A 13742-nucleotide genomic window follows, 5' to 3' on the forward strand; every position below is an offset into this window, starting at 1 on the left:
GTCGTGGTCTGCGGCCGACGGGACATGCACCGACGGGGCATGCCCCGGCCAGTCATGCAGACGGCGAGCTCACGACTCACGCGGTTCGTCACCGCGCAGCAACGAGCGATCTGCGATCGTCGTACCGCCGCGGCCGATCGCCACGGCACCGGACTTCACGATCTCACGCACGCCGAACTCCTCCAGCATGGCCAGCAACGCCGTCAGCTTGTCCTGCGTACCGGTGGCCTCAATGGTGACTGCCTCCGCCGAGGCATCCACGACCTTCGCGCGGAACATCTGCACCACCTCGAGGACCGAGGTGCGGGTGGTGTTGTCCGCGGTGACCTTCACCAGCATCAGCTCGCGCTGCACTGTGCGCCTCGGCTCCAGCTGCACGATCTTCAGCACGTTCACGAGCTTGTTGAGCTGCTTGGTGATCTGTTCAAGCGGCTGCTGAGCAACATCCACCACGACGGTGATCCGGGAGATCTCCGCATGTTCGGTGGGGCTCACAGCGAGGGAGTGGATGTTGTAACCGCGGCGGGCGAACAGCGCCGTCACGCGGGTGAGAATGCCGGGCTTGTTCTCGACGAGCACGGACAGGGTCTGTGTGTTTTCGGGCATCGCCGAATCGGACACATGGGCGTTCATATCAGATGTCCCTCTCCCACTCGGGGCTCATGCCCTGGGCGATCTGGATCTCGTCATTGGACACACCGGCCGGCACCATCGGCCACACCATCGCATCGGCACTCACGGTGAAGTCGACCACCACGGGGCGATCGTTGATCTCGAGAGCCTGCTCGATGGTGGCGTCGATGTCCTGGTCACGCTCGCAGCGCAGTCCCGCACAGCCGTAGGCCTCGGCGAGCTTCACGAAATCGGGGACGCGGGCGGTGCCGTGGCCGGTGTTGAGGTCGGTGTTGGAGTACCGCTTGTCGTAGAAGAGGTTCTGCCACTGCCGCACCATGCCCAGCGAGCTGTTGTTGATCACCGCGACCTTGATCGGGATCTCGTTGATCACGCAGGTGGCGAGCTCCTGGTTGGTCATCTGGAAGCATCCGTCGCCATCGATCGCCCACACTGTCGTCTCGGGACGGCCGACCTTCGCGCCCATTGCGGCGGGAACCGCGTACCCCATCGTGCCCAGTCCCCCGGAGTTGATCCAGGAGTAGGGCTCCTCGTACCGGATGAATTGACTGGACCACATCTGGTGCTGACCGACTCCGGCCACATAGACCGCGTCGGGACCGGTGATATCTCCGATTCGGGAGATGACCTTCTGCGGTGCTGTCAGGCCGTCTTCGGTGTCCGTCCAGCCAAGCGGATACGTGTCACGCAGCATCGACAGCGTGCCCCACCAGGCCTCGTAGTCGCGCACGTCGTTCTGCGCGATGAGTCCGCGCAGTTCTGCCGCGATGCCGGCGGCAACCTCAGCGGCCTGGCCGACGATCGGCACATCGGCGGTGCGGTTCTTGGAGATCTCGGCGGCGTCCACGTCCACATGCACCACTGCGGCGTTCGGCGCGAAGGAGTCGAGCCTGCCGGTGACACGGTCATCGAAGCGGGCACCGATCGCCACGATCAGATCGGCACGCTGCAATGCGGAGACCGCCGCCACGCTGCCGTGCATGCCGGGCATCCCCAGATGCGCGGGATGGGAGTCCGGCAGGGCGCCGCGCGCCATCAGCGTGGTGACCGCCGGTGCACCGGAGAGGTCAACGAGCTCACGCACCTGCGCGACGGCGCGGCCACGCAACACACCGCCGCCGAGCAGGAACACCGGCCGCTTGGCGTCCATGAGCAGCTGAGCGGCCTCGCGGATCTGTTTGCGGTGCGGCCGTGGATCGATTCGGTACCCGGGCAGATCGAGTCCGTCGGGCCAGATGAACTCCGCGCTGTCCTGTTGCGCATCCTTGGTGACGTCCACGAGCACCGCCCCGGGGCGGCCGGTCGAGGCGATATGGAAGGCCTGCTTGATCGTGCGCGGGATGTCACGGACGTCCTGCACCAGGAAGTTGTGCTTGGTCACCGGCATGGTCATGCCGACGATGTCCGCTTCCTGGAAGGCGTCGGTGCCGATGAAGTGCGAGCCCACCTGGCCGGTGATGGCGACCATGGGGATCGAGTCCATCTGCGCGTCCGCCAGCGGGGTGACGAGGTTCGTCGCCCCGGGCCCGGAGGTGGCCATACAGACGCCAACGCGCCCGGTGGCGTGGGCGTATCCACTCGCTGCGTGGCCTGCGCCTTGCTCATGCCGTACCAGCACATGTCGCAGCTGCCCGGTGTCCAGCAGCGGATCGTACGTGGGCAGGATCGCGCCACCAGGGAGGCCGAAGACAACATCGACCCCGACCTGTTCGAGCGATCGGACGAGCGCCTGTGCACCCGTGAGGGTCTGTCCTGTCATCACAGCTCCTTCGATGTCTAAGCCCGCCTCTGAGCGGTGGGCACGAAAAAGCCCCTCGGCCGGGGGCTCTGAGGGGCGCGGGACGTCTCGTGTCACGTAACGGGCGTCAGCCGCGCTCCGGAACTACGAGAATGATCGTCTGCATACGGACATGGTATGGACTCCCCCGGCACCGGCTCATGGCGTCCACGATTCGAGATCAGACCGTGACCGGGGCATTCGTGACGCTTTGTGGCAAGCCCACACCCGCATCTCCCCTGTGGCCGCGGTCACGATTGGGTAAATTCCGCCCGGTTCACGCACATCCGGCTCTCCGGAGTGGTCTGATGCACACACGCACTTGACACCGTGGTCGAGCCACGCCCCCGCCTTACGGGGCGAGCGATCCACGCCCCGCACGAAGGCCCCAGAATGCTCCGATACCTCGCCAAACGCGCCGTCATCTACCTGATGATGACGTTCGTTGCTACCAGTGCTGCGTTCTTCCTGGCTTGCTCGTTCTTCAAGCCGGGTCGCCAGTTCGAGCAACGCACTCCCCCGATGTCCGATGAGCAGATCCGACAGATGCTGGCCAATCTTGGTCTCGATCCGGAGCGCCCCATCATCCTGCGGTATTTCGACTGGCTCACGGGCGTCGTCACCCGATGGGACTGGGGCCGCTCCCCCAACGGCGCCTACGTCAACCAGGAGTTCGCTGACCGGGTTCTGGTCTCGACCAGCCTGACACTCGTGACGATCGTGCTCACCCTGATCATCGGCGTGGCTCTGGGCGTGTACTCCGCTTCCCGCCAGTACTCCATCGGTGATCGAGCTCTGACCGGCTACTCCTATCTGACGTTCATCGTGCCTGCCCCGGTCGCCTACCTCCTGGTCCAGCTCGGCGCGATCAGTATCAACGAAGCAATCGGCCAGCGCGTGCTGTTTGTCTCCGGCATCTCCAGCGTGGGCGTCCAAGGCTGGTTCAACCAGCTTCTCGACTACGGCGCGCATTACATCGTCCCGACCTTCGCCATGACCGTCATGGGGTGGGCCGGGTATCAGGTCTCGCAGCGCCAGTACCTCCTGGACAACATCAACGCCGACTTCGTCCGTACCGCGCGCGCCACGGGCTTGACGCGCACCAAGGCGATCTCGAGACACGCCCTTCGTGTCTCCTTCATCCCGGTGGCCCAGTCGATCGCCTTCACTATCCCGGCGATCTTCACCGGTTCGTTCTTCGCAGAGACGGTGTTCGCCTGGCCGGGCTTGGGTGTGTGGTCCATCAACGCACTGAGCCAGCAGGACGTGTCCGTCGCCGTAGCCATGACCGCCTACGGCTGCATCATCTTCGCGATCGGCGCGATCCTCGCGGACTTCGCCATCGTGATCGTCGACCCACGAGTGAGGATGGCATGAGCGACACTTCGACGATGCCCAGCGCCGCGAGCGGCGCCGGCGCAGCCCTGGGCGCACCGACCGCGGAGGTTCCGGATGCGAACACCTCCGTATACCTCAACAAGCGTGCCATCATCATCAAGCGCTTCCTGCGTAACAAGCCGGCGGTCGCCGGCGTCATCGTCCTGCTGCTGGTGGTCTGCTTCGCCGTGTTCGGCAACATTCCCAACGGCTGGGTCTACGACGACCTCGACCCCTGGGCCGCCGGCGGCGCGCCGCCAAGTGCCCGTCACTGGTTGGGCGCGAACACCGCCGGGGCCGACGTCTACGCCCTGCTCGTGCGGGGCACGCAGAAATCCCTGCTGATCGGGTTCCTCGTCGGTGTCGTGACACCACTCATCGCGGCCGTCTACGGCACGACCCTCGCCTTCTTCGGCGGCAAGGTCGACCAGATCGGCCTGTTCATCCTCGAGACCATGATCATGATGCCGTCGCTGATCCTCATCGCGATCCTCATGAACGGTCGCGGCGGCGGCTGGATCACGCTGTCGGTGTTGCTCATCGTCTTCGGTTGGATGGGCACAGCGCGTCTGGTCCGAGGCCTCGCGTATTCACTTGTGCAGTTGGACTACGTCAAGGCTGCTCGGTACATGGGCGTTCCAGCGCATCGGATCATCCGTCGGCACTTGGTCCCCAACATCGCGTCGCTGGTCGTGCTCAACGTGACCATGAGTATCTGGGGCGCGATCCTCTCCGAGGTGTCCTACTCGTTCATCGGCATCGGCGTCAGCATCCCGGACACCTCGCTGGGCCTGATGATCTCCCAGGCCTCCAGTGCACTGTCCTCGCAGCCGTGGCTCTTCTGGGCTCCCGTGGTGACGCTCTTCTTCATCACCGTCCCGCTCGCTCTGATCAATGACGGTCTGCGCGACGCCCTTGATCCGAACTCACTCTCCGCAGGCACGGCCCGATGAACACCCAGAACACCCCTCAGCACAGCACTCCCCAGCACAGCACCCCGCAGCACAGCACCGAGGACGCCCCCGCCCTCGGCATTCCTGCCGAAGACCTCGGGGTCGGCACGGACGCGGGTCAGGTCCTGACCGACAACGTCTCCGGCATCCACGCAGCGAACGAACATGCCTCCCGCTACGACGCCTCCGCCGAACCCGTGCTGTCCGTTCGCGACCTCAACGTCCGCTTCAACACCGAGAACGGTGTGAACCACGCCGTGCGTGGCGTCTCCTTCGACGTTCGTCCCGGGGAGGTCCTCGGCATCGTCGGCGAATCAGGGTCCGGCAAATCAGTCACATCCTTGGCAGTGATGGGTCTGCTGCCGGCGACTGCAAAGGTCACGGGGTCCATCTCCTACCGGGGCCAGGAACTTGTCGGGAAGACCGACAGGCAGATGTGCAGTTTCCGCGGCGTCGAGATTGCGATGGTCTTCCAGGACCCGCTCAGTTCGCTGACTCCGGTATTCACGATCGGCCGTCAGCTTGACGATGCAATCCGCGTGCACAACCCGCGCATGAGTGGCCAGGAGCGTCGCGAGCGCGCCATCGAACTGCTGAAGACTGTCGGCATTCCCTCGCCCGCTGATCGTCTTCGCGCGTACCCTCACCAGTTCTCCGGCGGCATGCGCCAGAGGGTGATGATCGCCATCGCCCTGGCGAACAACCCCTCGGTGCTGATCTGCGATGAGCCGACGACGGCGCTGGATGTGACCATCCAGGCGCAGATCCTCGAGGTGCTGCGGCGAGCCAATGAGCTGACCGGTGCCGCCATCGTGATGATCACCCACGACCTCGGTGTCATCGCCGGCGTCGCGGACAACGTGATGGTCATGTACGGCGGGCGCCCCGTTGAATACGCCGACACCCGCACCCTGTTCCGTCAGCCGCTCATGCCGTACACCGTCGGCCTGTTGTCTTCTGTGCCGCGCGTCGATGTTTCCCGTGGAGGCGACCTCGTCTCGATCGACGGCTCACCGCCGAACCTGCTGCAGGCGCCCACAGCCTGCCCCTTCGCACCCCGGTGCCCCCTCGCCGCGGACCCCTGCATGGACGGCGAACCTGAGTTGGTGGACCACGGCAACGGGCACTTCGCTGCCTGCGTGCGCAGCGCGGAAATCCACGACGGCACCGTCTCGACACAGGACATCTTCGTCGCTCACGAGTCGGCCGCCCAGCTTGAGAGCACCCCTCGTGAGGAGCGTCGGACCGTCCTGGTGCTGGAGAATGTGTCCAAGCATTTCCCGTTGACCAAGGGTGGGCTCGTCAAACGCGAGATCGGGACCGTCCGCGCTGTCGACGGTGTGAGCTTCGATGTGCGCGAGGGCGAATGCCTGGCGCTGGTGGGCGAGTCCGGATCCGGCAAGACCACCACGCTGCTGGAGATCATGGAGCTGGATCGCAAGCAGTCCGGCACCATCACGATCGGAGGTGTCACCAACCACGGCCGCGCCGGTGCTGCCCAGCAGGCAGTGCGGCGCACCGTGCAGATGGTCTTCCAGGATCCGCTCAGCTCTCTGGACCCGCGCTTCACCGTGTACGAAGTGCTTGCTGAGCCGCTCGAGATGACCCGGATGAGCTCACGGGAGATCAAGGAACGTGTCTTCGAGCTGATGCGCCTGGTCGGTCTGCAGCCCGATCACGTCAACCGCTTCCCGGTTCAGTTCTCGGGTGGCCAGCGACAGCGCATCGCCATCGCCCGCGCCCTGGCCGTGAATCCGCACCTGGTCGTCCTGGATGAGCCTGTCTCCGCACTCGACGTCTCGATCCAAGCAGGCGTGCTCAACATGCTCAATGATCTCAAGGCACGGTTGAAGCTCTCCTACCTGCTCGTGGCGCATGACCTCTCGGTGGTCCGGCATATCAGTGACCGCGTCGTGGTGATGTATCTGGGCAAGATCGTCGAGCACGGCGACGTCGACCAGATATTCGACAACCCCCGGCACCCCTACACGCAAGCGCTGCTGTCGGCGATCCCGATCCCCGACCCGGTCGTCGAGGAGAGCCGCGAGCGCATCATCCTCGCTGGCGACCTGCCGTCCCCACTGGATGTGCCCACCGGTTGCCGCTTCGCGACCCGGTGCCCCATTTACGCGATGCTGCCCGAAGACAAGCAGCAGCGTTGCCTGCACGAGGAGCCCCCGCTCGAGGCCGTCGACTCCGGGCAAGCATTCGCCTGTTTCTACCCCCGCACGCTCTCCACCTCCACCATCCCTGAAAGGAAATCCCTCTGATGCAGAAGATCTTCAACCCATTCGATCGTCGCCGGATGCTCCTGGGCTCGCTCGCTGTCTCCGGCGGAGTGCTCGCGCTGGCCGCCTGCGAAGGCGGCGGCGGAAACAACGCCTCCGACGGCGGTGGCGCGACGAGTGACCTCGAAGCGCGCGGCACCTCCGACAAGCTCGAGGATCTGGTCGACAACAACCCTCAGCCCGTTGACAACCTGGAGAAGGGCGGCACCCTCACGCTCACCGTCGGCTCGCTCGGCCCGAACTTCTTCGGTTGGTCCAACGCTGGCAACGGCGCCGACAACTCAACGATCCAGGCTGCCACCGACCGCGCCGGTGTGTGGTCCTCAGAGACCGACGGCACCCCGACTCTGAACAAGGACTTCTGCACCGACGCGAAGTACGACGACTCCGGGGACAAGCCGGTTATCACCTACACCCTCCACCCGGACGCCACCTGGAACGACGGCACTCCTTACGACTGGAAGACCTTTGAGAACCAGTGGCGGATGATGAACGGCTCTGATCCGACAATCGATGCCGTCTCCACCCAGGGTTACGACCGTATCGAGAAGGTCGAGGCCGGGAAGGACGACAAGGAGGTCGTGGTCACCCTGAAGGAGGTCTACCAGCCCTGGACCGACCTCTTCTCCGGCACGTTCCACCCGGCTGTCAATACCCCGGAGATCTTCAACAATGGCTACGTGAATAACCTGCACCCCGAGTGGATGGCCGGCCCGTTCGAGCTCGAGGAGCTCGACACCGTGCAGCGTCGCGTGATCATCAAGCCTAACGAGAAATGGTGGGGCGAGAAGCCGATCCTCGACAACGTCATCTACCGAGAGATGGAGTCCTCCGCCACGATCCCGGCCTTCAAGAACGGCGAGATCGACCTGTGCGCAATCTCGAACATCGGCCGCTACAACGAGATGAAGGACTTCGAGCCGAAGGACGTGCGTCGCTCACAGAACTTGTCTGTCTCCGGCATCAACTTCAACACCACGAAGGGAGTGCTCGGCGAGGTCGAGGTCCGCAAGGCCATCTACCAGGGGTTGGATCGTCAGGCCCTGGCGAACCTTCGTTTCAACGGCATCAACTGGACGGAAGAGCTGCCGGGCTCCTGGATGCTCATGCCATTTTCGCCGTACTACGAGAACAACTTCCCCGTCGAACATGACAAGGAAGCCGCCAAGAAGACGCTCGAGGACGCCGGTTGGAAGGCTGAGGGCGACGGTGCCCGCACAAAGGACGGCAAGACCCTCGACATCTCGATCACCAACTTCGGTGATGATCCGCTGAGCAATGCCATTACCCAGACGATCCAGAAGAACCTGGAGGAGCTCGGCTTCAAGGCCACTATCGACTCCAAGGGGTCAGGGGACTTCGGCAAGGTGATGGAGGAGCGTTCCTTCCAGCTGGTGATGATGGGCTACACCGTCGGTTCCGATCCGACCTTCGGCCCGAACCAGTTCTTCAACTCGCAGTCGAGCTCTAATATGACCGGTACCGGCAGCGATGAGATCGACGAGCTGATCCCGAAGGTCTCGGTCTCCCCCGAGCTCGAGGAACGCTCGAAGCTCGCCAACGAGTGCGAGAAGAAGTTCCAGGAGCTGTACTGCATGATGCCGCTGTGGAACGGCCCGTCGATCACCGCGTACACCCCGGGGCTGGGGAACTACGGACCGCAGCTGTACGAGACCCGTAACTGGTCCATCGTGGGCTGGGAAAAGGGCAAGAAGAAGGGCTGAGCAGCCGTGCGCGCCCGCGCCCCCGTCGTCCTGTGTGTCGGCGGGGGCGCGGCGGTCCCGATTCCCTGCGTGTTAGCAGGGAGGCCACCCTGGACATGACGCCAGGCGTCCCTGTGCTTGAGTGCCCGATCCCCTACGCTTGTGACCCATCTACGGTTCCCGTCCCGGGAGCCACCTCGACTCAAAGGTGTGACCGCTCATGACTGCGACTGACCCCGCGACCGAGGGCACCGCGCCCGTGGACTCCTCCCCCCTGCCGACACGCACGAACACCGCCCCGGATCTGGCGGGCTCCCGGATCGTCGTCGTCGGCGGCGGTATGACAGCGCATCGCTTTGCTGCCCGCCTCCAGGCACAGGATCCCGACGGCACATGGCAGCTCACCGTGATCGGCGAGGAGCCCCAGCAGCCCTACGACCGGGTGCACCTGTCGAACTGGTTCACGCGCCACGACGGCAGCATGCTGGTGCTCGATCCCGCCGTGTGGGAGGACCCGCGGATCACGCTGCGCACCGGTGACGCTGTCGAGTCAATCGAACGTGAACCCCGCACCCTCACCCTCGCCTCCGGCGACACGGTCGAATACGACCGCCTCGTGCTCGCCACCGGCTCCTGGGCATGGTCCCCCCGCGCCGAAGGCAAGGACCTGCCGGGCGTGTTCAACTACCGCACGGTGGCAGACCTTGAGAATCTCTCCGCCTACATCGCCGAGCGCCGGGAAGCACTGGGGCGGCCACTGCGCGGCATCGTCGTCGGCGGTGGCGTGCTGGGGCTGGAGGCAGCCGCGGCGCTGCATGGCCTCGAGGTCGATACCACCGTGGTGGAGTTCGCCGACAGGCTGATGGCGGTGCAGCTCGATCAGGGCGGCGGCGAGATGCTACGCCTGCTCATCGAAGACCTGGGCATCCATACCCGCACAGGAGCCGGGGCCTCCCGCTTCACCGCCTCGGAAGACGGGGCCATCGGCGCAGCCGTGCTCACCGACGACTCGGAGCTGCCCACCGACGTGGTCGTGTTCTCCACAGGCATCCGCCCGCGCGACCGCCTCGCCCGCGAGGCCGGCCTTGCCATCGCCGAACGCGGCGGTGTCGTCGTCGGCGACAGCTGCCGCACCTCGGATCCGGACATCTGGGCGATCGGCGAATGCGCCTCCTTCAACGGTGTGTGCGCGGGGCTGATCGCCCCGGGCAATGACATGGCCGATGTTGTGGTCGACCAGTTCCTCGGCGGCGAGCGGGTGCATGTGCGCGGTGACGCCGGTACGAAGCTCAAGGGTGTGGGCGTCGACGCCGCGGCCTTCGGCGATGCGCTCGCGCTCGCACCGGATGCGCTCGAGGTCTCTTTCGTTGACCCCGTGAACCGCAAGTACCGCAAGCTCGTCATGTCTGACGACGCGAAGGTGCTGCTCGGCGGCGTGTTCGTGGGCGATATCGAGCTGTATTCACGGCTGCGCCCGCTGCTCGGACGCGAACTCGGTGCAGACCCGTCGGCCGTGATCGCCCCCGAGGGCGGTGCGACGGTTGATGCGGAACTGCCCGACGACGCTGTGGTGTGCTCCTGCAACAACATCGACGCAGGCACGATCCGCGCTGCGGTGACGGAGAAGGGCTGCACGACCCTAGGCCAGGTCAAGGAGACCACCACGGCAGGCACCGTCTGCGGCTCCTGCGTGCCGATGGTCACCACGCTCATGAACAAGGAGCTGGAGAAGGCCGGGATCACGGTGTCCACGGCCCTGTGCCAGCACTTCCCCATGTCTCGCAAGGAGCTGTTCGCCCTTGTCGAAGAGGGCGGTCAGGAGACGTTCTCGGAGATCGTGGCCGCGCACGGCACCGGACGCGGCTGCGCGGTGTGCCGCCCGGTGGTGGCCTCCATCCTGGCCACACTGGACAGCATCAAGGGGCGCCGCCACAGTCCCGTGGGTCGCCAGCTCGGATCGCTGCAGGACACCAACGACCACGTGATGGCGAACATCCAGAAGGACGGCACCTACTCGGTGATCCCGGCCATGCCCGCCGGTGAGGTGACGCCTGAGCAGCTGCTCGTGTTCGCGCAGGTGGCCAAGGACTACGGCCTGTACGTGAAGGTCAACGGTGCACAGCGCATCGGTATGTTCGGCGCCCGCATGGACCAGCTGCCCGAGATCTGGAAGCGGCTCGTCGCAGCCGGGTTCCAGTCAGGCCACGCCTACGGCAAGTCACTGCGCATGGTGAAGTCGTGCCTGGGCACGAACTGGTGCCGCTACGGCGTACAGGACTCCACCACGATGGCGACCATCCTCGAGAAGCGCTATCGCGGGCTGCGCTCACCCCACAAGATCAAGGTGGGCGTCTCCGGTTGCGCCCGCGAATGCGCGGAGGCCCAAGCAAAGGACGTCGGTGTCATCGCCACGACGAAGGGGTGGAACCTGTTCGTCGGCGGCAACGGCGGTGCCCGTCCCGCACACGGCAAACTTCTCGTGGAGAACCTCGATGACGCCACGCTCATGCGCTGCATCGACCGGTTCCTCATGCTGTACATCCGCGAAGCGGACAAGTTGCAGCGCACCGCCCGCTGGGTCGAGGAGTACCCGGGCGGCATCGAGGAGCTGCGCCGCGTGATCGTGGATGACACGCTCGGCATTGGCGAGGAGCTCGAGGCCGATATGCAGCGCCACTCCGAGACATACGTTGATGAGTGGGCGGAAGCCGTGAACGACCCGGAGCGCTCCGCCAAGTTCGTCTCCTTCGTCAACGCCCCGGATCAGCACGACCCGGACCTCAAGTACGTGCCTGAGCGCCTCCAGGTGCGTCCGGCACGCCCGGAGGACACCGAGGTGTACGACAGCCCGCTGGAGGCCCGCGCCGCAGCGCTGGCTGCCGCCGGCGCGGGTGCGGATGTGGAGGACGCGCAATGAGCATCGCCAGTGATCAGGAGAGCACCATGATCGACATTTGCCCCCTGTCTGCGCTCACGCCTGAACGCGGTTCGGCAGCGCTGCTGCCCGATGGGACCCAGATCGCGGTGTTCCTGCTCGATGACGGGTCCGTGCATGCCGTGCAGCAGCACGATCCGTACTCGGGTACGAATATCCTCGCCCGCGGCCTCGTGGGCACTCATCGGGTGCCGGCAGAGGGCGAGGATCCGGAATCCGCACCGGTGGTGCCGACGCTCGCCTCACCGATGTTCAAGCAGGTGTGGAACCTCGACACCGGCGAGGTGATCGATGCCGGAGGTGGCGAGCCGCAGACCATCGCGGTGTTCGATGTCGCCGTGGAGGACGGCATGGTCCGCGTCGCCACGGCGCCGCGGAACCGCTCGTGACCGCCGCCGGGGGAACCGCGGGCGCGGAGGGCACCGCAACCAACGCGCGAGCAGCGCAGTCGCACGTCGACGCCGGGGCATCCGACATCGCGACGCTGCTCGGCCTCACTGGTCTCAATGGCACCGCGGCCCCGCTCGAGCCCGGGACGGTGGCTCTGGTGGGCGGTGGCCCCGGCGCTTGGGACCTCATCACCGTGCGCGGTCTGCTCCTGCTGAAGCAGGCTGACGTGGTGGTCGTGGACCGGCTCGGACCGGTCACGCTCGTCGACGGGCTCGGTTCAGATGTCGACGTGATCGACGTGGGCAAAACCCCCGGTCGTCCCTCGATGAGCCAGGAGCAGATCAGCGCACTGCTGGTGGAGAAAGCACGCTCGGGCGCACGGGTCGTGCGTCTGAAGGGCGGCGATCCGTTCGTGCTGGGCCGCGGCGGCGAAGAACTCCTCGCCTGTCGCGCTGCGGGCATCGATGTGCAGGTGGTTCCCGGTGTGACCAGCTCGGTCGCGGGGCCGGCAGCGGCGGGGATCCCGGTCACACATCGTGGCTCCGCTGTGGCTGTGCACGTCGTGAATGCTCACGGTGACCTGGGGCCCGCGGATCTCGCGGCACTGCGCGATCCGGGGACGACGACGGTCCTCATGATGGGCGTGTCCTGGCTGCCGCGTCTGCGCGCGCAAGCGCTGCTGAGCGGGATCGATCCGGAGCTGCCGATGGCGGTCGTGCAGTCAGCAACCCTGCCCCAGCAGCGATCCGTGCACGGCACGCTTGACACCATCGTCGAGCGCGTCGAGCACGCGGGGATCACGCATCCGGCGGTGATCATTGCAGGCCGCACAGCGCAGGAAGGTTTCCTGGTCCCGACCGACGCGGAGGCCTCCGTGGCCGGTTCAGGGAGACAGGCGCTGCCAGGCGATGAGATCGACGCTCCGGGGCCGGATGCGCGCGGCGAATCGTCGGCCCCTGTTCTGGTTGCCTGCGCACACGGGACGCGCCTGCGCGCCGGACGCGACAGCATGCGGCGCCTGCTCATGCACCTGCGTGAGCGTCACCCTGCTCTGCCTCTGCGCGAGGCATACGTGGACGTGCAGAACCCGTCAGTGCATGACGTGGTCGCAGCGCTCGCCCAGCCCGCTGCAGCAATGCGCACCCGCGCGGAGGACCAGACCGATCACGACGCCGGGCCGCAGGTGATCGTGGTGCCGATGCTGCTGTCCACCGGGTATCACGTCCGTGAGGACATCCACGGCTGCGTGCGCGGCCGACGGGCTGTGGCAGCCGAGCCGTTAGGGCCAGATCCGCGGCTCGCACAGGTGATGGCTGAGCGTCTGGCCGAGGCGGGCCTGCGTGAGGATGACGCCGTGGTGATGGCCGCTGCCGGGACACGCAGCACGGCCGGACAGGACATGTCCCGGCAGATGGCCGAGCATCTTTCGACACTGCTCGGCCGCCCGGTGACCACAGCATTCATCGCCGCCGCCGAGCCGACCCCGGCGCAGGCCGTCGCGACCGCACGCGAGCAGCTGCCAGCTGGTGGCCGCGTCGCGGTGGCCAGCTACCTCCTCTCCCCCGGCCGGTTCCAGGAGATGCTCACGGACTGCGGCGCAGATCTGATCGCCGACCCCATGGGCGTTCATGACCTGCTGATCGACGTCGCGATCGACCGGTACGAGGCAGCTCTGGGGCACTGACT

The 13742-nt window shown here is 65.9% G+C and carries 9 protein-coding genes; 7 read left to right on the plus strand and 2 right to left on the minus strand.

Annotated elements, in window-relative coordinates:
* Positions 1–69: 69 nt before the first annotated feature.
* On the minus strand, positions 70–606 hold the full coding sequence (gene ilvN, locus C8271_RS08980; protein WP_106507987.1) for an acetolactate synthase small subunit: 537 nt from the start codon (positions 604–606) through the stop codon (positions 70–72).
* Between the two features lie 28 nt (positions 607–634).
* Positions 635–2392: an acetolactate synthase large subunit gene (locus C8271_RS08985; RefSeq protein ID WP_106506996.1), complete on the minus strand. Its 1758-nt coding sequence runs from the start codon at positions 2390–2392 to the stop codon at positions 635–637.
* A 411-nt stretch (positions 2393–2803) separates the two neighbouring features.
* On the opposite strand from C8271_RS08985, the gene C8271_RS08990 reads away from it, so the two are divergent.
* From C8271_RS08990 to cobA, 7 genes are all read left to right on the plus strand, one after another.
* Positions 2804–3787 (plus strand): ABC transporter permease, encoded by a 984-nt coding sequence (locus C8271_RS08990; RefSeq protein ID WP_106506997.1) that lies wholly within the window; start codon positions 2804–2806, stop codon positions 3785–3787.
* Positions 3784–4740, plus strand: a complete 957-nt coding sequence (locus C8271_RS08995) for an ABC transporter permease (RefSeq protein ID WP_106506998.1) — start codon at positions 3784–3786, stop codon at positions 4738–4740. The genes C8271_RS08990 and C8271_RS08995 overlap by 4 nt, the downstream gene beginning before the upstream one ends.
* Positions 4737–7010 carry a dipeptide ABC transporter ATP-binding protein gene (locus tag C8271_RS09000; RefSeq protein WP_106506999.1) on the plus strand — a complete coding sequence of 758 codons (2274 nt, stop codon included), beginning with the start codon at positions 4737–4739 and terminating at the stop codon, positions 7008–7010. Before C8271_RS08995 ends, C8271_RS09000 begins: the two co-directional genes overlap by 4 nt.
* A complete protein-coding gene (locus C8271_RS09005) occupies positions 7010–8752 on the plus strand; it encodes an ABC transporter family substrate-binding protein (protein WP_106507000.1) in 1743 nt (580 codons plus the stop codon). Before C8271_RS09000 ends, C8271_RS09005 begins: the two co-directional genes overlap by 1 nt.
* Before the next feature lie 199 nt (positions 8753–8951).
* A complete protein-coding gene (gene nirB, locus C8271_RS09010) occupies positions 8952–11648 on the plus strand; it encodes a nitrite reductase large subunit NirB (RefSeq protein ID WP_106507001.1) in 2697 nt (898 codons plus the stop codon).
* Positions 11645–12055, plus strand: a complete 411-nt coding sequence (locus C8271_RS09015) for a nitrite reductase (NAD(P)H) small subunit (RefSeq protein ID WP_106507002.1) — start codon at positions 11645–11647, stop codon at positions 12053–12055. The genes nirB and C8271_RS09015 overlap by 4 nt, the downstream gene beginning before the upstream one ends.
* Entirely contained in the window at positions 12052–13740 is a 1689-nt protein-coding gene (gene cobA, locus C8271_RS09020; protein WP_245921066.1) for a uroporphyrinogen-III C-methyltransferase, read from the plus strand. Before C8271_RS09015 ends, cobA begins: the two co-directional genes overlap by 4 nt.
* The last annotated feature ends 2 nt before the right edge of the window (positions 13741–13742 follow it).

Source organism: Brachybacterium timonense (genome assembly GCF_900258505.1).
In the GTDB taxonomy this organism is placed as follows: domain Bacteria; phylum Actinomycetota; class Actinomycetes; order Actinomycetales; family Dermabacteraceae; genus Brachybacterium; species Brachybacterium timonense.